The organism is Luteibacter sp. 1214 (assembly GCF_031455395.1).
GTDB classification, from domain to species: domain Bacteria; phylum Pseudomonadota; class Gammaproteobacteria; order Xanthomonadales; family Rhodanobacteraceae; genus Luteibacter; species Luteibacter mycovicinus.
On sequence record NZ_JAVDSQ010000003.1, the window covers coordinates 417103 to 438781 of the forward strand.

A 21679-nucleotide genomic window follows, 5' to 3' on the forward strand; every position below is an offset into this window, starting at 1 on the left:
CGCCGGTCACCAGAACTGCCACCACTGCCGTTTTTCCAGTTTACGCAGCGCCTTGAGGTGACCGCGGGCCGCCGCCTTGCGATACCACGCCCGGGCGATGGCCAGGTTGGCGGGCACGGCGTCGCCGTGCTCGTGAAGTACCCCGAGCTCGAACTGGGCATCCGCGTGGCCCGCGTTCGCCGCCGACCGGTACAACCGTACCATCTCGTCCGGATTGCGCTCGACGCCGCGCCCTCCCTCGACCATGCGGGCCAACGCGAACTGCGCGCCCGTGTGACCGCGCTCCGCCGCGAGCGTCAGCCAGCGCACCGCTTCCGTATCGTTGCGTGCCACACCGTCGCCCGCCGCCAGTCGCTGGCCGAGCAGGAACTGCGACGCTGCATCGTGTGAACCTGCCGATGCCGGCCGCGGGCCGCCCGCGTCCTGCACGACCGCACGGCGATCGTCGGAGGCGATCAGCTCATCGAGCAGACGCCTGGCTTCGCCATCGCCCTGCTCCGCCGCCTTACCCAGCCACAGACGCGCCTGTTCACGATCGCTGTCCAGATCGCTGGTCTCGAGGTAGATCTTGCCGAGCTCGAACTGCGCATTGGCACTGCCCAGTTCAGCCGCACGGCGGTACTGGCGTGCGCCCATGACCGGGTCGCGCGCCACGCCGATGCCGTCGCGGAGCATGTGGGCGACGCTGCACAGCGCATCCGCGTAGCCGACCGCGCCGGGCTGGCCGCGTTCGACGGCCTTGCTGTAGTACGTGAAGGCGAGTTCGGCGTCGCGCGGCACGCCGCGGCCAAAGTAATGGGACACGCCAAGATTCACACAGGCCTGGACATGGCCCTGGTCGGCGGCAAGCCCCCACCAGCGGAGGGATTCCGCCCGGTCGACGTTCACACCCTGCCCGCGCGCATACAGGGAACCCAGCGCGCACTGGGCGTCGGCGAAGCCGGCCTCCGCCGCGCGGCGGTACCAGCCGGCCGCCTCGAACGGATCACGCGATACCCCCAGGCCGTCGGCGTAATGCGCGGCAAGCCGGCACTGGCTCTCCTGGTGCCCCTGCTCGGCGGCACGCCGGAACCAGTGCGCCGCGCGCTTCGCGTCCGGCGTCACATGCGCCGTTCCCTCAACGTAAGCGTTGGCCACACGAAATTGCGCCTGCGCATCGCCAAGCTGGGCGTCTTTTTCCATCCGGCCGAATCGCTGCAGCGCGTCCATCTCGGCGGCATAACGCCGGTCGCCGAGCAGCGAGCCACCTTTTGCTTCCGACATCCCGTTTCCCCTGCAAACGCCTGTCGATCGTGGGCGCATGATAGGGGAACGGGAGGTCCGGGGGTATCCGCGTTTTTGGCAGTCGGCTTACGGGTTGCCCGCGCCACCGGAGGCACCCACGATCTGTCCGGTTTCGTAGGTCGCTTCGGACGATACGAGCTGGACGTAGATGGGCGCGATTTCGGCAGGCTGGCCGGGACGACCCATGGGCGTATCCGCACCGAATTTCTTCAGATTCTCTTCGGTCTGGCCGCCCGACACCTGCAGCGGCGTCCAGAACGGGCCCGGCGCGACGCCGTTCACACGGATGCCCTTCTTGATCAGCTGCTTCGCCAGCGCCTTCGTGAAAATCATGATTCCGCCCTTGGTGGTGGCGTAATCGAGCAGGTTGGCCGAGGGGCTGTACGCGTTGACCGAGGTCGTATTGACGATGGCGGCACCCGGCGGCAGATGCGGCACGGCGGCCTTGGTGATCCAGAACAACGCGTAGAGATTGGTCTTCATCGTCCAGTCGAAATACTCGGTGGAGATGTCCAGAATGGAATCGAAGCTGTGCTGGCGTCCCGCGTTATTCACCAGGATATCCAGGCCGCCGAGGCCATCGACGGCTTTCTGCACGAGCTGCTTGCACCAGTTTTCATCGCGGATGTCGCCGGGAAGGGCTACGCCCTTGCGTCCCGCCTTGCGGATCAGGTCGATGACTTCTTTCGCATCCGCCTCTTCATCCGGCAGGTAGCTGATGGCGACGTCGGCGCCTTCACGAGCGTACGCGATCGCGACGGCACGGCCGATGCCGGAATCGCCGCCTGTGATCAGCGCCTTACGGCCGGCAAGCCGACCGCTGCCCTTGTAGCTGGTTTCGCCGTGATCGGGTCGGGGATTCATTTTGCCGGCAAGGCCGGGCCACGGCTGATTCTGTGCCGCAAAGGGTGGTTTCGGAAAACCCTCGCGGGGGTCCACCAGCCCGCGTGTGCCACCCACCCCCGTAGCCGTCGCACCGACGGCGGCAAAGGTGGGGCCGGCAAAAGCGGCGGCGGCCGCACCGAGTGACGCTGTCTGGACGATGCGACGCCGTGACGCGGAAAAGTCGTCGGTCATGGAAGGTCTCCTGAATAAAAAGATGCTGAACGCCTCAGCATCCGCATCTCCAGTCGACGAACCGTCGTTGTCGCGCGAACGCGGGGCAACGAACCCCGCTTCAGTCAAGCATGTTTCGCACACGCTCCAGCAGGCCATCGATCTCGAAGGGCTTGGTGATCATGTCCATGCCGGGACCGAGGAAACCCGTGCGCTCGGCGGCGCTTTCCGCATAGCCCGTCATGAACAGCACCGGCAGCGTCGGCCGCCAGGCCCGGCCGACATCGGCGAGCTCCCGCCCGTCCATGCCGGGCATGCCGATGTCGGTCAGAAGAAGGTCGATATCGTCGTCTCCGCGGAGGATGCGCAGTGCCTCGCCCGTATCTTCCGTGGCAACACAGACGTAGCCGGCCTCAGTGAGGATCTCCAGGGCCATCATGCGCACCGACTCGGTGTCCTCGACGATCAGGACGCGCTCGCCGTTGCCGCCCGCCAGGGGACCGCGGTGCGGCGTCGGCGTGACGACCTCGCCCTCGCCGACCGGCAGGAGCAGGGACACGTCCGTGCCTTCCCCGACGGCGCTGCTGATCCGCGCATGGCCGCCGGACTGGCGCGCGAAGCCGTAAATCATCGACAGACCCAGGCCCGTACCCTGCCCCACCGGCTTGGTGGTGAAGAAAGGTTCGAAGACCTTATCCAGGATGGACGGCTCGATACCCGACCCGTTGTCCGAGACCGTCAGCATCACGTAGTCGCCGCTGGGCAGCTCGGCGTCGCCGCTCACATGAGTGAGTCGCGTCGACACACGGACCGTGCCTCCGCCGGGCATGGCATCGCGCGCGTTGATCACCAGATTGATCACCGCGTTCTCGAGCTGGTTGGCATCCACGCTGGCGATCACCGGCGTGGATGAGAGGAACAGGTCCAGCGTCACGTGCTCACCGATGGTCCGGCGCAACATGTCTTCGAGCGACAGGATGCGCTCGTTGACGTCCGTGGAGCGCGTGTTGAGTGGCTGCTGACGCGCGAAGGCAAGCAGACGATGCGTCAGTGCGGCCGCACGACGGGCGGACCCCAGTGCGGCGTCGGCGAATCGTTGCACGCCTTCCGGCTTGCCGGATTCGACCTGGCGGTTGATCAGGTCGATACCCGTGATGATGCTGGTCAGCAGATTGTTGAAGTCATGCGCGATCCCGCCGGTGAGCTTGCCCAGCGCGTCCATTTTCTGCGCCTGCACCAGCTGTGACTCGGTACGTTCGCGCTCGGCGATCTCCAGCGCCAGCTGCATCGTCGCGGTGTCGATCTGTTCAAGCTGCTCGCGCTCGCGCCGGCGCTGCTCGGTGACGTCGTCAACGAAGACCAGACCGGTGTCGTCGCGGTGCGGGGTCATCCGCCACTCGGTTTCGCGGATGCCCGTGCGGGATTTCATGCACAGCACGCCGCGCCAGCGATGCTTGTCGGCGACATGCTGACGCATCTGCGCCAGCAGCTCATCCTGGCCCACGTCGAAGCAGCCATCGAGCTGGTCCGTTCCGCCGGCCTCACCGACGAGGCGACGGAACGCCTCGTTGGACTCGACGACGGACAGGCTGGCATCCACGACGGCAATGGGCGCGGCGATGCTGGTGAATATCTCGCGGAAGCGGGCCTCGGACTCGCGCAGCGCCAGTTCGGTGTCGCGCACGCGTACGAGCGTGCGGATCGTCGCCAGCAGGACATCGGGGTCGACCGGATGCACGAGATACGCATCCGCGCCGTTTTCCAGGCCGGTGATCATGTCGCCCGTTTCGATCGACGCCGCGGACACGTGCACGACGGGAAGCAACAGCGTTTCGGGTGTATCGCGCAGCTTGCGCACGATATCGAAACCGCTCATGTCGGGCAGGTTCACGTCGAGCACGAGGCAGGCGATGTCGTTGCCCGCGATCATCGCGAGACCTTCGGTCCCCGTCCCTGCCTCGAGCACGGTGTAGCCGTGCCGTTCGACGGTGCGCCGCATCGCGTAGCGCGTGGGGGCGTTGTCGTCGACGATCAGGATACGGTTATTGCGCGGCATCGAGCGCCTCCGTCGGCAACTTCAGGGGCAACACGACGTGGAACACGGAACCGACACCGGGCGTGCTCTCCAGGCCGACTTCCCCGCCCAGCAGATGGGCGAACTGACGGCACAGCGACAGGCCGAGACCGGAGCCGCGAACGCGCTTCTGCAGCGGCGAGTCGATCTGGGTGAAGTCCTCGAACAGGATGCCTTGCAGGTCTTCGGGGATACCGATACCGGTGTCGCTGACGGCGAAACGGACGAAGTTACCCTCTTCCATTTTCGCCGTGACGCGCACTTCCCCGCGCGGCGTGAACTTGAGCGCGTTGGAGACGAAATTGCGCAGAATCTGAGCCAGCTTCTTGTCGTCGGTGTAGAGCTTCGGCATGCCCTCGGGCGCATCGAAGATGAGGTCGGCATCCGTCGCATCGACGATAGGACGGAACATGCCACGCAACGCGGTGAACAGGTCCATCAGTTCGAACCATGCCGGCGAGATGGTGATCCGGCCAGCCTCGATCTTCGCGAGGTCGAGCAGGTCGTCGACCATATCGCTGAGCTCGCGCGCCGCACCGCTGACGAAGCCCAGCTGCTTATGCTGTTCATCCGTGAGTGGGCCGTCGAGTTCGTCGTCCAGCAGACGCGTCATGCTCAGGATGGAACCGAGCGGTGTACGGAACTCGTGGCTCATGTACGACAGGAACCGGCTTTTCAGCTCCGAGGCCTGGCGCAACTGCTCCGCCTGGGAGTCGAGCTCCGCGTACAACGCGAGCACACCCTGGTTGGTTTCTTCCAGCTCGGCCCGCAGCGCGTCATTTTCGGCGCGCAGGCGTTCGATCTCTTCGGGATCGCTCATGCCGTGGCCTCCAGTCGTATCGCAAAGACGGTTGCATCATCGCGACCACGACAGAAATCCCGGTGAAGGAGCGCCGCGATCACCGCAGGGTGGCGAGTGCCGAGGCCGGGATAATCCTTCAGGGACCAGCGCGACTGCAGACCGTCGCTGTGCATGATCAACAGGCGGCCGCCCACGTCGGGGAAATCGAACGCCTGCGCCCGACGCGCCTGCACGCCCACGATGCCCGGATGCGAGGCGAGCCCGCGCGAACCGTCCAGCGTATGCAGCCCGGCGGAAATATTGCCGATACCGGTGTAGCGAAGGCTTTCGCTCCTGCGGTCGAACCGCGCGACCGCCACCGCACCGCCACGGCCGCCGTGCATCGCCGTGTCCAGCAAGACCATCAGGCTCACGGGTTCCTCGAACGGCGTCGCTCGCCAGGCGTCGATGCACGCGCGCGCGGCCTCGTGCGCCGCGACGCCGTGGCCGAGCCCATCGACCATCACGATCTCCGCGGCGTCGGCGTTGAGTGCCATGCCCCAGCCATCGCCGGAGACCGGCTCGCTGTGCAGGGCATGGTGACTCGCACCAAAGCGGATGTCCGCGCGTGTGAAGCCCTTGGGATACATGCGCGCCAGCACGACCGACCCTCGCGCGTCGGCGTACATGTCCATGATATCGGCCTGACGCTTCACCGCGCCCAGGCCCTCACCACGTGTCCCCCCCGTGGAAAAACCGTCGGGCAGGCAGTCGGCCAGATTGAAGCCGGGGCCGCGATCGACCGCGATGATCTCGACACCCAGGGTATCGATCCCGGGGACGGTGGCCACGTGAATCTCGCCACCACGGGCGTGCTTAAGCACGTTGGTGGCCAGTTCCGTGGCGATCAGGGCGACCCGTCCCGCGTCAGTGGCATCGAAACCGGCCTGCGTAGCGATCTGTTGTGCGACACGCCTCGCCTGGCCGATCTGGCTGGTCTCCTCCACCGGTACGACGTCGGTCAGGCCACCATCGAAGGTCAGGTCCATTTGCAGATCATCACCCGGGTGCCGACGCCCGGCGTGCTCTCCACCGAAAAATCGTCGACCAGACGCTTCGCGCCCGTGAGGCCGAGACCCAGGCCACCGCCGGAGGTCCACCCATCGGTCATGGCCAGTTTGAGATCGGGGATGCCGGCGCCTTCGTCGCGAAAGACCAGACGCAGGCCCTTGCGACGTTCTTCCTCCAGGATCTCCCAGTCCATGTCGCCGCCACCGCCATAGATCACGGCATTGCGAGCGAGCTCGCTGGCCGCCGTGATCAGCTTGGTCTGGTCGACAAGACGCAGGCCGCACTCGACCGCCAGCTTACGGGCGGTCTGTCGCGCCAGAACCACGTCCTGCTCGATGCGGACAGCCTGCGACCCGCTCTTGAGTACGCTCATTGGTCGTGCACGCGTTCGCGTAGCAGCTTCATGCCGCGCTCGACGTCCAGCGCCGTGCTGATCCCGGGAAGCGTGAGGCCGAGTTCGACGAGGGTGATGGCGACCGCCGGCTGCATACCGACGAGCACGGTTTCGGCATCCATGATCCTGGACAGGCCGGAGATCGTCCCGATCATGCGGCCGATGAAGGAGTCGACGATGTCCAGTCCGGAGATGTCGATCAGGACGCCACGCGCCGACGTGCGGCTGATCCGCTCGGACAGATCGTCCTGCAGCGTCAGCGCCAGCTGGTCATGCATGTCGACCTGGATGGTCACGAGCAGGAACTCGCCCATGCGCAGGATAGGGATGCGGTCCATGGCGTCAGTCGGCCCTGGAGACCGTGATACCCGAACGCTTCAGTGCCAGCGCCAGCGCATCGGCGAGGTTGGCCTTGGTCACGATGCCCTGCAGGTCGAGGCCCAGGTGCACGATGGTCTGCGCGATCTGGGGACGCACGCCGCTGATGATGGCATCGGCGCCCATGAGACGGATCGCCGTGACCGTCTTGAGCAGGTGCTGCGCCACCAGCGTATCCACCGTGGGCACACCGGTAATGTCGATGATGGCGATTTCCGAGCCGGTCTCGACGATACGCTGGAGCAGCGATTCCATGACGACCTGCGTACGCTGCGAGTCCAGCGTGCCGATCATCGGCAGGGCCAGCACGCCTTCCCAGAGCTTCACCACCGGGGTGGAGAGTTCGAGCAGTTCTTCCTGCTGACGGGCGATGACCTCTTCGCGGGACTTCTGGAAGGCACGGATCGTGTGCATGCCGAGCGAGTCGAGCAACTCCGAAATCGCCCAGAGCTGCTGTGCCAGCTCGACCGGCTCGGACGCATAAACGGTCTGCAGCAGGTCGAACAGGGGACGCTTCAGCGAGAAGATGAAGCTGGCCGTGGCCTGAGAATCGAAACCCTGCTGGGCGCGGCTGCGCGAGAGCTTTTCGAGAAAGGCACGCGTTTCGGACCACTCCTGATTGGCGATGCTCCCCTCACCGGCGTTGGCACCCCCGACCAGCAGGCGGAGGAAGTCGCGGGTCTGGCCGTCGAACTCGACCTGGTTGATGCGGGCGTCCCGTGACGCGCCACTGGTCTCGAGGTTGGCCTGCCAGGTGGCCAGCAGCTGGGCCTCGTGCGTGCGAATGGCTTCTATGGTGCGCTGGCTCAGTGCGGTCATGGTGATCCCCCTTAAAAGTCATATGATGCGTGCCCGTCGGGCGCAATGGAATAGCACCCACCGGACGACTTTCATTGACATCGGGTTCACGTCGGAACCGGTATCTGCCTCGCTGTTAACTCCTTCAAAAGTACCGTCCCATGACCACTGACCCGAAGCTTGTCGTCCTGCTCGTCGAGGACGATGACGCCATCCGCGAACTCACGGCGATGATCCTCGAGGGGGATTACGAGGTGCACACCGCGCGCAACGGTGACGAAGCCGAGGCCTGGCTGAAGACGGGCAAGGCCAACCTGCTGTTCACCGACGTGCGCATGCCCGGCACGGTGTCGGGTCAGGAACTCGCCACGCGCCACAGCGACATGCCGATTCTGGTCACGTCCGGCGAGGCGAAAGAGCAGCATGAATGGGTTCGCGAGCCCATGGGATACCTCCCCAAGCCGTACGACCGCAAGAGCCTGCTCGCCGCCGTGCAGAGGCTGGCCGCCTGAGTCGCTGCCGTCGGTCAGCCGCGGTCGATCACCCGCGAAATCCTGCTGTCGCGGAAGCTGAATTCCGAGGTGCCCTGCATCTCGATGATGGTGCCCGCGCCCGGCCCGTCGGGGATGTCCTCGGCGATCTCGCCGTGGAAATCGATCGTCGCCACCACGACCTCGCCCTCGTCGCGTAGCTCGACCAGAGTCTGCGCCCGCGAGGCGAACAGGGCGGCGCCGACGCGGGCGAGCTTTTCGAAGTCGGCTTTGCCATCCGTCGCCACGGCCAGCTCACCCGCCGCATGGTGCTCGAAGCGCACGTCATCGGTGAGGGTCACCAGCATGCCTTCGACATCGAAGCGGTTGTAGGCATCGATATAGGCCTCGATCAGGGCCTGGTGATAATCGGCGGTCATGGCATGGCTCCCTGGATGGCGTCGGGCGCGTGGCGTTCGCGCAGAAAGTCGATGAAGACGCGCAGCTTCCGCGGCATGTGCATTCGACTGGGATAGTACACATGGAACGCCTCGAACGTGGGCCAGTAGTCTTCCAGCACAGGGACCAGACGGCCCGCGTCGAGGTCTTCCCGCACCAGTGGCTCGAAATGGCAGCCGATGCCGACACCGGCCCGCGCCGCGCTGAGCAGCACATCGCCATCGTTGCTGATGAGGGCGGGTGTGGTCTCGACCTCGACGATACGGCCGTCCTGCTCGAAGTCCCAGAGCATCACGCTGCGTTCGTTCGCTAGGCGGATGGACACGCATCGATGATCGAGCAGGTCCGCGGGCGTGCGTGGCAGGCCGTGCCGCGCGACGTAGCCCGGCGAGGCGAAGGTCGCGATGCGCTGCGGACCGCCGATCGGTACCGCCACCATGTCCTTCGCGAGGCTCTCGCCGATACGAAAGCCCGCGTCGAAACCGCCGTCGATCAGGTCGAGGAAGGTGTTATCGCAATGCAGGTCGACGATCACCTCCGGATAGGCGGCAGTGAAGGCAGCCAGGTGCGGCAGGACAATGACATCCGCCACGACACGCGCGAGGTTGATACGCAACAGGCCGGCGGGCGATTCACGCGACTCGGTGACGGTGTCCATCGCGTGTGACAGGACATCCAGCCCGGGACGGGCATCGTCGAGGAAACGCTGACCGATCTCGGTGACGCCGACCCGGCGCGTCGTACGGTCCAGCAGACGCACGCCGAGGCGCCGCTCCAGATTCCGCATCGATTGCGACAAGGCCGAGGGCGAAACGCCCAGCTCGGCGGCCGCCCGGGTGAAACTCGCGTGGTGCGCCACGCGCGCGAAGGCGGCGATGGCGGGCAGCAGGTCGGACGACATCGGGCACCCCCATTGTGAAGCCGGACTTCATAGCCTATGGCGAGCAACCCCATTTATCCAGCGGAATCGGGCGCCTATCGTTTCAGCCTCTTTCCCGTTCCTGGAGTGGACCATGAGCAAGCGACTGAACGACTACCTCACCCTCGGCCGCTCCGGCCTGCGCGTCAGCCCGGTCTCGCTGGGCACGATGACCTTCGGCGACGACTGGGGCTGGGGCGCCGCCGAAGCGGAATCGCGCCGCATGCTGGACATCTATATGGAGCGCGGCGGCAATTTCATCGACACCGCCAATTTCTACACGGGCGGTACGTCGGAGACCTTGCTCGGCAGGTTCCTCGCCGGCCGCCGCGACAACGCCGTGATCGCGACGAAGTATTCGCTCAACACCGAGCCGGGCCATCCGAACGCCGGCGGCAACCACCGCCGCAACATGGTCCGCGCGGTGGAAGCGAGCCTGCGCCGTCTCGATACCGACTACATCGACCTCTATTACCTGCATGTCTGGGACGGGCTGACACCGATCGAGGAGATCATGCGCGGCTTCGACGACCTCGTCACCGCGGGCAAGATCGTTTACGCCGGCATTTCCGACACACCGGCGTGGCAGGTCGCGCGCATGCAGACGCTGGCCGATCTGCGTGGCTGGGCGCCACTGGTTGCCTTGCAGATCGAGCACAGTCTGATCGAGCGCACCGTCGAACACGATCTCCTGCCGATGGCGCAGGAGCTGGGTCTCGGCGTGCTCGCCTGGTCGCCGCTGGGCATGGGCATGCTGACCGGCAAGTACACGCGCGAAGACATCGAGAAGCATAAGGGGGCGGATGTGTGGAGCGGTACGCGCTCTGCCGTCGTGTCGGGAATGGGCGGTTTGAGCGAGCGCAACTTCGACATTGTCGACGTGCTCAGGCAGGTTGCCGGCGAGCTTGGGTATTCACTGGCGCAGACAGCGATCGCCTGGCTTCTGGCGAAGCAGATGCCGACGGTGATTCCGATCCTCGGTGCACGCACGGCGGCGCAGTTCGAGGAAAACCTGGCGGCCCTGGAGGTGACGTTTACGGATGCGCAGTTGCGCCGACTGGATGAGGCGAGCGCGGTCACACCCATTTTTCCGCACTCGTTCCTGCCGCGGGTGATGCCTCAGGTGCTGGGTGGGGCGAGCGTGGTGAGACCTCGCTGAGCCCACGTCCCCGGAACACACTGAGAATCCTTGCCGGATAGGGGCCACCCCCGTATGTTCACCGCTTCCGTCCCGACCCGAGCATGCCGATGTCCCTTCCGCCGGAGCAGTCCCCCGAGCAGCACCTCAGGCGCAGCCTGTCCAATCGCCACCTGCAGCTGATCGCCATCGGCGGCGCCATCGGTACCGGCCTGTTCATGGGCTCGGGCAAGACGATCAGTCTTGCCGGGCCGTCCATCCTCTTCGTCTACCTGATCATCGGCGTGATGCTGTTCTTCGTCATGCGGGCGATGGGCGAGCTGCTGCTGTCCAACCTCGAGTACAAGTCGTTCATCGATTTTTCGACCGACCTGCTCGGGCCATGGGCCGGATTTTATTGCGGATGGACGTACTGGTTCTGCTGGATCATCACCGCCATCGCGGATGTGATCGCGATCTCCTCGTATGCCCAGTTCTGGTTCCCGGGACTGGCACCGTGGATACCGGCGGTACTGTGCGTGGCGCTCCTGCTGGTGCTGAATCTGACGACGGTCAAACTGTTCGGCGAGATGGAATTCTGGTTCGCGCTGATCAAGATCATCGCCATCTGCGCACTGATCGTCACCGGCTTCGGCATGGTGGCCTGGGCGTTCAGGTCGCCCGATGGCCACGTCGCCTCCCTGTCCAATCTGTGGAGTGACGGTGGCTTCTTCCCGATGGGCATCGGTGGCTTCTTTGCCGGGTTCCAGATCGCGGTGTTCGCCTTCGTCGGTATCGAACTGGTCGGCACGACAGCCGCCGAGACGGCCGACCCGGAGCGCAACCTGCCCAAGGCGATCAACTCGATCCCCGTGCGCATCATCCTGTTCTACGTGCTCGCCCTCGTGGTGATCATGTCGGTGACGCCGTGGCGCCAGGTGGTGCCGGGCAAGAGCCCGTTCGTCGAACTGTTCCTGCTGGCCGGCATCCCTGCCGCGGCCAGCCTGATCAACTTCGTGGTGCTGACCTCGGCCACCTCGTCCGCCAACAGCGGCATCTTCTCGACCAGCCGCATGTTGTTCGGTCTGGCCGAAGAGAACCACGCTCCGTCGGCCTTCGCAACGTTGTCCAGGGCCGCGGTGCCTTCGCGCGGCCTGCTCTTCTCGTGCATCTGCCTGCTGGGCGGCGCGATGCTGGTTGCCGTGGTGCCCAACCTCGTGACCGCATTTACGCTGGTGACGACCCTGGCGGCGATTCTCTTCATGTTCGTGTGGTCGCTGATTCTGGCGGCGTATATCGCGTACCGGCGCAAGCGCCCGGAGCTCCACGCGGTGTCGTCCTACAAGATGCCGGGCGGCGTGTTCATGTGCTGGGTGTGTCTGGCGTTTTTCGCCTTCGTGCTGGTGTTGCTGGCCCTGGAAAGCGATACGCGTCAGGCGCTGATCGCGAGCCCGGTGTGGTTTGCGATTCTGGCGATCGGCTATGCCTTGCGCCGCCGCAAGGCGTGAAACGCTGACAGGCTCAGCTCCCACCGGTCAGCTGGCGGGTGCAAGCCACACCGGAACGTCCCTTAGCTCATGTCGGTTGCGATCGAAATCCGCCAGTAAAGGAAAGCCGCCAGGCGCCGATACACCAAATATGTGACATGCGTCACACTTGGTGGTGCCACTCAAAATTGCACTTACGGGTGCGTGAGACGGCGATCACAGGGATGCCCTGCCCGTCGTCGAGGCAGGGCTTCGGGGGGACGCGCGCGCGCGGTCGCTAATCAGCAGGGGTTCGTGCCACATGGTTATCCGTTTTCGCCCGGCGGCACGCACGTCGGTATACGGTACGCGCGTGCCGCGCCGTCGTACCCTGACGCTCTGCATTCTTGCCGCCTGCGCTGTGACGCCGGCCATCGCCTTTGCCGGCCAGGACAACGGTGGCTCCCGCCAGAACTACGCCGGTGCCGGCGGATCGGGATCCGGCTCACCGGGCGGCGGTGGTGTCGGCGGAGCCGGCGGCTATTACCAGCTCAACTTCTTCAGTTACGGCTCGAACGGCAACGGCAGCGCGGGCAACGCGGGCTGGGCGGGCAGCGGCCCTGGCGGCGCCGGTGGCGCCGGGGGCAACGCCTCGATCACCACGTCGGGCCCAAGTACCTTCGCCGCGGCGACGTTTACCGGCGGCAACGGTGCCAACTCGACCAATGGCGCGGCGGGCGGTGGAGGCGGCGGCGTCTCGGTTTATTTCACGACGGCGGGCAACACGGTTCCCGTGGGCACGACGCTTCAGGGTGGCAGCGGCGGCAATGGTGGCGATGACGTCGGCGGTGGTGCGGGCGGCGGCGGTGGCGGCGGCTCCGGAGCGTCGCTGGCGAACGGCGCGACGCTCACGAATGCCGGCCTGATCGTCGGCGGTAACGGTGGCGCCAGCGGCGCAGCGACCGACCCCACCCGGCAAGGCGCCGGCGGCGGTGGCGGAGGTGCGGGCGTGTGGCTGGCACCTGGCACCACCTTTACCAATCAGGGGACGGTCACCGGGGGGAACGGTGGCGTGGCACGTGACACCGGTGGTGCGGGCGGCGGCGGTGCAGGCATCGTCTCCGACAACGGCGGCGCCTCCATCGTCAACGCCGGCACCGTCATCGGGGGGCTGAGCGGCACGGGCGCACGGGCTCATGCCTTCGACCTCTACGGCGGCAACAACCTCCTCACCCTTTCGACCGGCACGTCGCTGACGGGGGACGTTTATGCCTATGGCGCATCCAACGAGTTACGCCTGGGTGGCAATGGCTCGACAGCCAGTAACGTCTCCGGCTTCGACGTCGTTTCCGCGACCGCCAACGCGAGCTGGGCGCTCAACGGTGCGTTTCTGCGGGGTGGCAGCACGCGTTTCGAGATCGCCAGCGGCGCGACGGCAACACTGGCCGGTGCCGTCACCGGCGGCGGCGACGTCATCAAGAACGGCGCGGGCACGCTGACCCTCGCTGGCAGCAATACGTATACCGGCACCACCACGCTCAATGCAGGCGTGCTGGCGCTGACACAGTCCAATAACGCGCGTGCGCCGTACATCGTCAACGGCGGCACGCTGCAACTGGGAAGCGGCACGTACAACATCGGCAACCTGTCCGGTACCGGCGGTTCGATCGTGGGACCGGGCGTGTTCAACGTTCAGGAGTCCACTGCCGCCACGTACGCGGGCGATGTCGGCGTGGCCTCCTTCCAAAAGGCCGGCGCCGCGACGCTGACGCTCACGGGTAACGTGACCTCGGCCCAACTCGCCATCGGCGCCGGCACGCTGCAGCTCACCAACAACGCGAACACGCGCGTCGTCGGGGGGAACATCGCCAATCAGGGCACCCTGGCGATCCTCGGCACGGCGGCGACGACGATCAGCGGCAACCTGTCCGGCACCGGTAACCTGACCATCGGCGGCACGGGCCTTGTCGCGCTCGGTGGCAACAACAGCTACACCGGCGGCACGACGGTCGCCAGCGGATCGTCCGTACGCGCCACCAGCAACGCGGCCTTCGGCAGCGGCACGCTGGCGCTGGCAGGTAACAACGCGCTGACCCTTGCCACCAACGGCATGTCCATCGCCAACGCCATCACGCTCGGCGGCGCCACCAGTCTCGGCGTCCCCACGGGTCAGTCCGCCACGCTGTCGGGCGCTATCACCGGCGCAGGCGGCATCGTCAAGAGTGGTGACAGCACGCTGACGCTCAGCGGCAACACTTCCTATACGGGCGGCACGTCGCTCTCCGGCGGCGTCCTGGCCCTGACGCAGTCAAACAGCGCACGAGCGGCATACAACATCACCGGCGGCACACTGCAGCTGGGCGGCGCGACGTACAACCTCGGCAACCTGACGGGTACGGGTGGCAGCATCACGGGGACGGGACTGCTCAGCGTGCAGCAATCCTCCGATGCGACGTACGCCGGCAATGTCGCCATCGGCACGCTCTCGAAAACCGGCAGCGCGTGGCTCACGCTGAGCGGCGCGCTGAACGCCGATCACATCGTGATCGATGCCGGCGCGCTTCAGCTGTTCGCCACGAGCGGCACACGCAGCATCGCCGCCGATGTCGTCAACCGGGGCGTTTTCAGCGTGGTCGGTTCGGCTGACCAGACTCTGGCTGGCAATCTGTCGGGCAACGGCAGTCTCGCCTTCGGCGGCAGTGGCCTGCTCACCATCGCGGGAAACAACAGCTACAGCGGCTCGACCTTCATCGATACGGGTACCCGCGTACGTGCCACCAGCAGCACCGCCTTCGGTTCGGGCCTGGTGGCGGGCGCCCAGTTCGCGCTCGACTTCGGCGCCGACGACCTCTCCGTCGCCAATGATTTCAGCCTTGGCAGCAGCGTGACGTTCAACGTCGACGCCGGCCGCAGTGGAACACTCACGGGCACGATCTCCGATATCTCCGGGCTGACCAAAACGGGCACCGGCAAGCTCATCATCGACGGGCACACGACCAACACCGTTACGACCACCGTGGCGCAGGGCACGCTGACCGTCGGCTCCGTCGCCGGGTCGGCCGCGTACCTGCAAGGCGATGCACTCGTGCAGAGCGGCGGCACGCTGGCCGGTCATGGACGCGTGGATGGCGATGTGACCATCGCGTCCGGCGGCGGCATCAGCCCCGGCAACAGCGTGGGCACGCTCACCGTCGGTGGCGATCTGACGATGCAGTCCGGTAGCAGCCTGAGCTATGAACTCGGTTCGCCTGGCGCGGATTTTCTCCACACGGGCATCGGCGATCGCGTAAGCGTCGGTGGTGACGCGTCCTTCGACGATGTGACGCTCCATCTCGTCACGTCATCCGGCTTCGGCGCCGGTGTCTACCGGCTGTTCGACGTAGGCGGCGTGGCCACCTTTACCAACGGGGGCATTCAGCTGGGCTCAACGCCGGCCGGGGCCCGCCTGACCCTGCGCTATCTTGCCGCCGATCACGCGATCGACCTGCTCAGCACGCAGGGCACCACCCTCTCCTTCTGGAATGCGGACGGTCGCGCCTCCGCCACGACGATGGGTGGTGGAGACGGCACGTGGTCGCTCACCTCGGTGAACTTCACCGACGCGACCGGCAGCGTCACCGCACCCATGTCACCGCAGCCCGGCTTCGCCGTCTTCGGCGGCACGGCGGGCACCGTGAGGCTGGACGCAAGCGCCGGCGACATCGCGGTGACGGGACTGCAGATAATGAGCGACGGCTATCGTCTGACCGGGGCGCCGCTCGTCCTGGCGGGTGACGCCAGCGGCCTGGCCAATGTGCGGGTGGGCGACGGTTCGGCGGCAGGCGCAAACGTCACCGCGACCATCGACAGCGTCGTCCAGGGCACGCACGGACTCACGAAGACCGACGCCGGCACGCTGGTGCTCACGGCTGACAACACGTGGAGCGGCGGCGTTGCCGTCAACGGCGGCCGGTTGTCCATCGCACGCGATGCCAGCCTCGGCGATGCATCGAATGCGGTGACGCTGGACGGTGGCGTGTTGCGCAACACCGGAGCTTTCACCAGCGATCGCCACGTATCCGTGGGAAGCGGCGGAGGCGGCATCGAGACTGCGAGCGATTTAGAGCTTACACAGGGCATCACCGGCAGCGGTGTGTTGCACAAACTCGGTGCGGGCACCTTGCTTCTCACGGGAACCAACAGCTACAGCGGCGGCACGTCGGTCGACGCCGGCACACTGATCGTCGGCGACGGTGCTCACGCGGGCTCGCTCATCGGCTCGGTGGTCGACAACGCGACGCTGGTCTTCGACCGTGCCGACGATGTCACCTTCGATGGCGCGCTGTCGGGCACGGGTCAATTGATCAAGCGCGGCGTGGGTAGTTTCGCCATCGGCGATGGCTCGGCATTCACAGGCGCAACGCAGGTCGATGCCGGAACGCTCGAGCTGCGCGGTACGCTTGGCGGGAGCGTGACGCTTGGGAACGACGCGGCACTGACGGGTCAAGGCGCCATCGGTGCACTCGTCGCTTCGAACGGCAGCAGCCTCAGCGTCGCTGGCGATAGCACGACCGGCAGCTTACGCATTACGGGGAACGTCACGCTGGCGGCAGCCTCGCGCTATATCGTGACGGCGACACCTGCCGGTGCAAGCGACCTGATCGCCGCCAGCGGAACCGCCACCCTGCAAGGCGGGCTCGTCGATGCGCGCTTCAGCGGCACGACGGTGAAGCCGTCGACGCGCTATACCATCCTGACCGCAGCGGGCGGCGTGACTGGCACCTTCGACAGCGTGACCGTCGACAAGCCCTTCCTCACGCCACGACTGGCTTACGGTGCGCAAGCCGTCTATCTCGAACTGGATCGCAACGATATCGCTTTCGCGACGCTCGCGACGAATCGGAACGCACGATCGACCGCCACGGCGATTCAGTCGCAGGGCATCGGCGGCGCATTGTTCGATACGCTGGCGGTCCTCGGCCATGCCGACGTGATGCCTGCCCTCGACAGTCTTACCGGCGCCGTCTACGCCTCGTCGCGCAGCGCGCGCACGGACGACGCGCGTCAGGTTCGCGACACCGTGCAGCGACACCTCGACACCTCGAATGACGACGCGCTTCCCGGCAGCGGCGCATGGACGGCTACCTGGGGACACTGGGGTAACGCGGGTGGCAGCAGCGCGATCGGGTTCGAACGCGCGCGATCGAACGGCGGCGGCCTGCTGGCCGGTCTCGACCGTGACCTTGATGGCGTACGCGTCGGCGCGCTTGGCGGTGCCGGCGACCTGAGCACGCGCAGTGGCAACGACAGCGTCAACGCGAAGAGCCGCGTCGCGGGCCTTTATGCCGCCGCCACCGTCGATGCGTGGCAGCTCAGTGCAGGCGCGACGTATGCATGGCAGCGTATGGATGCGCATCGTGGACTCGACGTTCCGGGCCTCGCCACGCATCACGCCTCGGCACGCTACGACGGCAACCTTGCGCAGGGATGGCTCGATGCCGGTTATCGCATCGCCGTGTCAGCCGCTTCGCTCACACCGTTTGCGAATGTCGCGCGTATCCGCACGCAGCAGGATGGGTTCACCGAGCAACAGGCCGATGCGGCGCTTGTGATACGTGGCACGCGTGAAAACGCCACGGTCGTCACCGCCGGCCTGCGTAGCAGCATGTCGATCGGGGATGGTATCGACGCGCACGCAAAGCTCGGTTACCAGCGCGCCTATGGCGATCTCACGCCGATCGATCGTCAGCGGTTCCTCGATGGCGGCGACACGTTCATCATCCAGGGCGCCCCGCTCGCGAGAAACGCCGGTATCGCCGACCTCGGCCTGACCTTCGCCATCGGTCGTCATACGACGGTGGGCGCGAGCTACCAGGGTCGCTTCGGCGGTGGAGGGAAGGATCAGGGCGCGAGGCTGGACGTCGCGGTGCGCTGGTAAGCGGACTGCGCAATTCCGAACGCACAACGCAAAGGCGTTATCTCGACCGCCTTTCCTCACCATAGCCGACCGGGAGTTGTCGGCCAGCGGAACGCGTCGTCATGGGTGCGGCATCGAACGTCGTCCACGATGCGTCCGCGTGGCCGTCCTCCAGCCAGCGTAGCGCCTGCTCAATCGTTTCCTTCAGGTGCCCCGGGCCCGGTGGGTCCCCCGCACACATGAGCTGATGATCGCCACAAGCTATGTAGCGGATGGCCATACCGCGTCTGCTGGCGAGAAGTGTCGCGACGCCCTGCCGGAATGCGTCAGGCGACCAACTCGTGTCGCGACCGCCCTGGACCAACAACAGGTGCACCGCGGCGGGAAGACGGCGAATCAGGTCCACACCGGAGATCTGCGCCGAACTCGACCATCGGGACATGGGCTGACCCTGCCAGAGCACGGGCGACTGGGGGTGCTTCTGTGCGAAATCGAGCTTGCTTCGGTACTCGCGAACGCTTGCCACGCCTTTTTCGTCCACTCGATCCGAGAACGCCTGATCCACGCGCTGCCTGAGCTGGTCAGCCACCTGCGAGGTCCCGAAGCCCGAGATCAGGACCAAATGCGTCGTGGCGGTATCCCCTGCCGCCAGCGCCGCTGCCATGAGAGCGCCATCGGACGTGCCGACGATCATCACGGGCCGCCCGGCGACCCGACCGTCGGTGATGTCATGCAAGGCTCGGCCGTATGCGGCCATGACATCCTCGAACCGGTTGGCCTCAAGGAAGGCCGCCGGGCAACCTTCGCTGAGGCCGTGCTCAGGCGCGGCGAACTGCCGTGGAATGCCCGGCGGCTCCACCACGTAGACATCGACATCGCGCAAGCGAGGCAGCGCGAACATCTCCAGTCCGGCATGCGCCTTGCCATCCTTATCCAGGGCCAGAGCACCGTCACAGCCGGAACCGGGAACGAAGATCACGATAGGCTTCTGTCCGGGCTCACCGTCGCCATACCGGTAGTAGCGACTGCGCACCACGTTTCCGTCGACCAGTTCCGTGCCGGTCACCGGCAGCGTGGCGGGGATGCCCGTCGGACGGAACGTCTGACGAGCTTCGTCCGCGTGAGCCGGCCTATGCGTGGCAAGGCCTACCGCGAGCACGGCCATGGCAGTCAGAATGACGTAGCGTTTCATGGGTTATCCCTGAATTTTTTTAGCCGGATGGACTCGACTCAGTGCGGATCCGGCGCGGGCACCGGCACCATCGACGACAGCAGGAACGCGCCGCGCTTGACCTCGATGTAGGCGGAGGCGACCGGCTCGAGCTGGCCGGCCTTGAGCCGCCACGCGGAGACGATCCAGTCGTCGTTGACGCGCCAGCCGACGTGACCGTGGTCGATATAGCCGAGCAGCGTTTCTCCACGGAAGGTCAGCGGAAACAACGTGCCTTCGGCGCTGTAATCCGCCATCGAACCGTCCGTGAAACCGGTGCCGAAGTCCGGCAGGCTCGGCCGCGTCTGGCTCTTCTTTGCTGCCATCCCGTCGTCAGCCGTCGCCGCCGCGTACGCCGCGGCATACGCCGCCTTGTCGGCGCCCTGGGGCAGCCGCGCCAGCGTGTCGGCAAGCGGACTCCGGTCGAAGCGGTTGGCGACGGTCATCGCGGTCGCCGCAAAATCGTCACACGGTGACTGCTTCGGCGCGCAGGCGCTGCCCTTGATCGAAAGCGTGTGGTCGAAGCGCGCGACCAGCAGCGCGTCCTTGCCGAAGGCCTTTCCTTCCCAACGGGCGGCCTGCACCCTCAGCTCATCGGCCCCGCCATAGCCCACAACCACCGCCGCGTAATCGCCGGCAATCTTCACTAGCTCGTGCGACGACATGCAGTCGGCACCCCAGGCGTCCGGAGCCTCGACGGCGATAGCCTTTTTGCCTTCGATGCGGAACGGCGTTTCCGACCAGCAGTTCGCCGTCCCCTGCAACGAATACACGGAACTCACGGGCGATCCCGCGAGGACGCGGTACTGCGCGTCGCCGCTTCCTTCAGTGAGCGCGTTCGCGACGGTCTTATCCGCCTCGTAGGGAAAGTCGGACGGCTTGCTCATGTCGCTGCTCTTCGCGACCACCAGCGGCACGCCCTTGGCCGCCAGCCCGTGAAGCACGTCGTATTGGCTCCCCGAGAGCTTCGGCAGCGCGGCGGCGATCACGTCCAGTGGTTTAGGAACGGGTGCGTCCAGACCCTTCAGGAAGTCGATACGGTCGCGATACCGGGCCACGTCACCGGACAACGTCTTGCCTGGCTCGTCGCGTATCTGGCTGCTGATTGCTTCATCGCGACTGGCCAGCCAGTGACGCTGATCGAGCTTGAGCGCGTCGGCTTTACCGGGGTGGCCGGCCAGGGCGACCTTGAACGCGTCGCCGAGCTCACCATCCAGCGCCGACACCTTGGGGGATGCGCAAATCGCCTTCTCGATGGGAGTGGATGCCTTCGCGCAGTCGAAGCCTGCGGCGTAGCTGAGCGCGGGCGCGAGTACCGCGGCGCCGATGAAGATCGATCTCATGGGATGTCGCAAAACGATGTCCTTGCTTCGTCGAGTACGCAGATACTACTTACGAGTGAAAACGATTACCTACTTAGGCAATGCGATGTAGGCGTTCGCCTACAGGAATCCACAGGATAACGCGCTATATTCCACAGCATCCAGCGACGTACCAAGGGGGCGCGACGCTCGATCAGGGGGAATACCATGGCAGTCCTGCACGGCGCCCATGGGCGCGACTTTCGGTTGATCATCGCGGGTGGCTGGCGATGAGGTTCACCAAGCCTGTGCGTTTTCGGCACGACGACGCACTCACCCGTGTATCGCGGAGTGAGTTCCAGCGACTCGTCGCCACCTACTATCGGGAACGAGGCTACATCGTCGAGCATGCCGGCCCGGATCTCGCAGGTCGCAGTGACGACGTCGGCGTCGGCAGCAACCTCACGCTGACGCGTGGCGACGAAATCACCGTCGTTCAGTGCAAGCACTGGGTCGCACAGCAGGTGCCGCACCATGACGTGCACCAGCTGATGGGCGTCATGCATGCGGTCGGCGCCACCCGCGCCATCGTGGTCACCTCGGGTGAATTCACCCGCCCCGCCATCGAGGCGGCGTCGCGGTTTCCGCATGTCGCGCTGATCGACGGGGTGGGCATACGCGCCATGCTCGGAAAGGTCTCCGAGCCGCCGCTTCCCGTACTGTCCGCCAATGACACCGCGCCCTGGGCCGACGTGGACGCCCGGACACCAGGTCGCGCGCCGGTCTTCGCCGCCGTGGGTGCCGTGATCGTGATGGCGCTGATGCTGTGCGTGATGTACGGCGTGTACATCCACGAGATCCAGCGGGCGCATATGCAGGCCATGCAGCAGTCGGCAAGCCAGCCTCACGCCGGAACGGCGGAGCGCGTCGCACAGACTCCCGCCCCGGTCGTCCCCGACGTTCCGTAAGTCGCAACGGCCCGGGCGCACGCCGAAACGTGGCCCG

At 66.0% G+C, this 21679-nt stretch carries 17 protein-coding genes; 5 read left to right on the top strand and 12 right to left on the bottom strand.

The window, feature by feature from the left end; genetic code table 11:
* Positions 1-6 precede the first annotated feature (6 nt).
* From J2X57_RS10395 to J2X57_RS10430, 8 genes are all read right to left on the bottom strand, one after another.
* Entirely contained in the window at positions 7-1263 is a 1257-nt protein-coding gene (locus J2X57_RS10395; RefSeq protein ID WP_308846872.1) for a hypothetical protein, read from the bottom strand.
* Between the two features lie 87 nt (positions 1264-1350).
* Positions 1351-2361 carry an SDR family oxidoreductase gene (locus J2X57_RS10400; RefSeq protein WP_309866703.1) on the bottom strand — a complete coding sequence of 337 codons (1011 nt, stop codon included), beginning with the start codon at positions 2359-2361 and terminating at the stop codon, positions 1351-1353.
* A 100-nt stretch (positions 2362-2461) separates the two neighbouring features.
* Complete coding sequence (locus J2X57_RS10405; protein ID WP_309866706.1) at positions 2462-4396, bottom strand: response regulator; 1935 nt, start codon at positions 4394-4396, stop codon at positions 2462-2464.
* Positions 4383-5234 carry an ATP-binding protein gene (locus J2X57_RS10410; protein WP_043692228.1) on the bottom strand — a complete coding sequence of 284 codons (852 nt, stop codon included), beginning with the start codon at positions 5232-5234 and terminating at the stop codon, positions 4383-4385. The genes J2X57_RS10405 and J2X57_RS10410 overlap by 14 nt, the downstream gene beginning before the upstream one ends.
* The gene (locus J2X57_RS10415; RefSeq protein ID WP_309866709.1) at positions 5231-6244 is read right to left on the bottom strand and encodes an ATP-binding protein; all 1014 of its coding nucleotides are present in this window, start codon (positions 6242-6244) and stop codon (positions 5231-5233) included. The genes J2X57_RS10410 and J2X57_RS10415 overlap by 4 nt, the downstream gene beginning before the upstream one ends.
* Entirely contained in the window at positions 6235-6639 is a 405-nt protein-coding gene (locus J2X57_RS10420) for an anti-sigma regulatory factor (RefSeq protein WP_309866712.1), read from the bottom strand. The genes J2X57_RS10415 and J2X57_RS10420 overlap by 10 nt, the downstream gene beginning before the upstream one ends.
* Positions 6636-6998: an STAS domain-containing protein gene (locus J2X57_RS10425; protein WP_036116042.1), complete on the bottom strand. Its 363-nt coding sequence runs from the start codon at positions 6996-6998 to the stop codon at positions 6636-6638. The genes J2X57_RS10420 and J2X57_RS10425 overlap by 4 nt, the downstream gene beginning before the upstream one ends.
* A 4-nt stretch (positions 6999-7002) precedes the next feature.
* Positions 7003-7857: an STAS domain-containing protein gene (locus J2X57_RS10430; protein WP_036116045.1), complete on the bottom strand. Its 855-nt coding sequence runs from the start codon at positions 7855-7857 to the stop codon at positions 7003-7005.
* Positions 7858-7997: 140 nt separating this feature from the next.
* Here J2X57_RS10430 and J2X57_RS10435 point away from each other — a divergent pair, with 140 nt between their 5' ends.
* Positions 7998-8348 (top strand): response regulator, encoded by a 351-nt coding sequence (locus J2X57_RS10435; RefSeq protein ID WP_036116048.1) that lies wholly within the window; start codon positions 7998-8000, stop codon positions 8346-8348.
* 14 nt (positions 8349-8362) lie between these two features.
* On the opposite strand, the gene J2X57_RS10440 is transcribed toward J2X57_RS10435, so the two are convergent.
* Positions 8363-8746: a nuclear transport factor 2 family protein gene (locus tag J2X57_RS10440; protein ID WP_090354394.1), complete on the bottom strand. Its 384-nt coding sequence runs from the start codon at positions 8744-8746 to the stop codon at positions 8363-8365.
* A complete protein-coding gene (locus tag J2X57_RS10445) occupies positions 8743-9666 on the bottom strand; it encodes a LysR family transcriptional regulator (RefSeq protein ID WP_309866717.1) in 924 nt (307 codons plus the stop codon). The genes J2X57_RS10440 and J2X57_RS10445 overlap by 4 nt, the downstream gene beginning before the upstream one ends.
* Positions 9667-9778: 112 nt before the next feature.
* Here J2X57_RS10445 and J2X57_RS10450 point away from each other — a divergent pair, with 112 nt between their 5' ends.
* The 3 genes from J2X57_RS10450 (at position 9779) to J2X57_RS10460 (ending at position 18184) form a co-directional block, all read left to right on the top strand.
* Entirely contained in the window at positions 9779-10843 is a 1065-nt protein-coding gene (locus tag J2X57_RS10450) for an aldo/keto reductase (RefSeq protein ID WP_309866720.1), read from the top strand.
* A gap of 89 nt (positions 10844-10932) precedes the next feature.
* The gene (gene cycA / locus J2X57_RS10455; RefSeq protein ID WP_308852007.1) at positions 10933-12309 is read left to right on the top strand and encodes a D-serine/D-alanine/glycine transporter; all 1377 of its coding nucleotides are present in this window, start codon (positions 10933-10935) and stop codon (positions 12307-12309) included.
* Between the two features lie 280 nt (positions 12310-12589).
* Positions 12590-18184, top strand: coding sequence for an autotransporter-associated beta strand repeat-containing protein (locus J2X57_RS10460; protein ID WP_309866723.1), 5595 nt, complete (start codon positions 12590-12592; stop codon positions 18182-18184).
* Between the two features lie 37 nt (positions 18185-18221).
* Here the strand turns inward: J2X57_RS10460 and J2X57_RS10465 are convergent, their stop codons facing one another.
* On the bottom strand, positions 18222-19355 hold the full coding sequence (locus tag J2X57_RS10465) for a hypothetical protein (RefSeq protein ID WP_308846880.1): 1134 nt from the start codon (positions 19353-19355) through the stop codon (positions 18222-18224).
* A 38-nt stretch (positions 19356-19393) separates the two neighbouring features.
* Positions 19394-20716: a lysozyme inhibitor LprI family protein gene (locus tag J2X57_RS10470; RefSeq protein WP_309866727.1), complete on the bottom strand. Its 1323-nt coding sequence runs from the start codon at positions 20714-20716 to the stop codon at positions 19394-19396.
* Positions 20717-20964: 248 nt separating this feature from the next.
* Between J2X57_RS10470 and J2X57_RS10475 the strand changes: the two genes are divergently transcribed.
* Positions 20965-21642, top strand: a complete 678-nt coding sequence (locus J2X57_RS10475; RefSeq protein WP_309866730.1) for a restriction endonuclease — start codon at positions 20965-20967, stop codon at positions 21640-21642.
* The last annotated feature ends 37 nt before the right edge of the window (positions 21643-21679 follow it).

What these genes read in the sequence shown, in the direction of transcription:
- J2X57_RS10470 (WP_309866727.1), bottom strand. Translation starts at nt 20,716, where the DNA reads ATGAGATCGATCTTCATCGGCGCCGCGGTACTCGCGCCCGCGCTCAGC.
- J2X57_RS10420 (WP_309866712.1), bottom strand. Translation starts at nt 6,639, where the DNA reads ATGAGCGTACTCAAGAGCGGGTCGCAGGCTGTCCGCATCGAGCAGGAC.
- J2X57_RS10435 (WP_036116048.1), top strand. Translation starts at nt 7,998, where the DNA reads ATGACCACTGACCCGAAGCTTGTCGTCCTGCTCGTCGAGGACGATGAC.
- J2X57_RS10465 (WP_308846880.1), bottom strand. Translation starts at nt 19,355, where the DNA reads ATGAAACGCTACGTCATTCTGACTGCCATGGCCGTGCTCGCGGTAGGC.
- J2X57_RS10430 (WP_036116045.1), bottom strand. Translation starts at nt 7,857, where the DNA reads ATGACCGCACTGAGCCAGCGCACCATAGAAGCCATTCGCACGCACGAG.
- J2X57_RS10445 (WP_309866717.1), bottom strand. Translation starts at nt 9,666, where the DNA reads ATGTCGTCCGACCTGCTGCCCGCCATCGCCGCCTTCGCGCGCGTGGCG.
- J2X57_RS10405 (WP_309866706.1), bottom strand. Translation starts at nt 4,396, where the DNA reads ATGCCGCGCAATAACCGTATCCTGATCGTCGACGACAACGCCCCCACG.
- cycA (WP_308852007.1), top strand. Translation starts at nt 10,933, where the DNA reads ATGTCCCTTCCGCCGGAGCAGTCCCCCGAGCAGCACCTCAGGCGCAGC.
- J2X57_RS10425 (WP_036116042.1), bottom strand. Translation starts at nt 6,998, where the DNA reads ATGGACCGCATCCCTATCCTGCGCATGGGCGAGTTCCTGCTCGTGACC.
- J2X57_RS10415 (WP_309866709.1), bottom strand. Translation starts at nt 6,244, where the DNA reads ATGGACCTGACCTTCGATGGTGGCCTGACCGACGTCGTACCGGTGGAG.
- J2X57_RS10450 (WP_309866720.1), top strand. Translation starts at nt 9,779, where the DNA reads ATGAGCAAGCGACTGAACGACTACCTCACCCTCGGCCGCTCCGGCCTG.
- J2X57_RS10400 (WP_309866703.1), bottom strand. Translation starts at nt 2,361, where the DNA reads ATGACCGACGACTTTTCCGCGTCACGGCGTCGCATCGTCCAGACAGCG.
- J2X57_RS10395 (WP_308846872.1), bottom strand. Translation starts at nt 1,263, where the DNA reads ATGTCGGAAGCAAAAGGTGGCTCGCTGCTCGGCGACCGGCGTTATGCC.
- J2X57_RS10410 (WP_043692228.1), bottom strand. Translation starts at nt 5,234, where the DNA reads ATGAGCGATCCCGAAGAGATCGAACGCCTGCGCGCCGAAAATGACGCG.
- J2X57_RS10440 (WP_090354394.1), bottom strand. Translation starts at nt 8,746, where the DNA reads ATGACCGCCGATTATCACCAGGCCCTGATCGAGGCCTATATCGATGCC.
- J2X57_RS10475 (WP_309866730.1), top strand. Translation starts at nt 20,965, where the DNA reads ATGAGGTTCACCAAGCCTGTGCGTTTTCGGCACGACGACGCACTCACC.
- J2X57_RS10460 (WP_309866723.1), top strand. Translation starts at nt 12,590, where the DNA reads ATGGTTATCCGTTTTCGCCCGGCGGCACGCACGTCGGTATACGGTACG.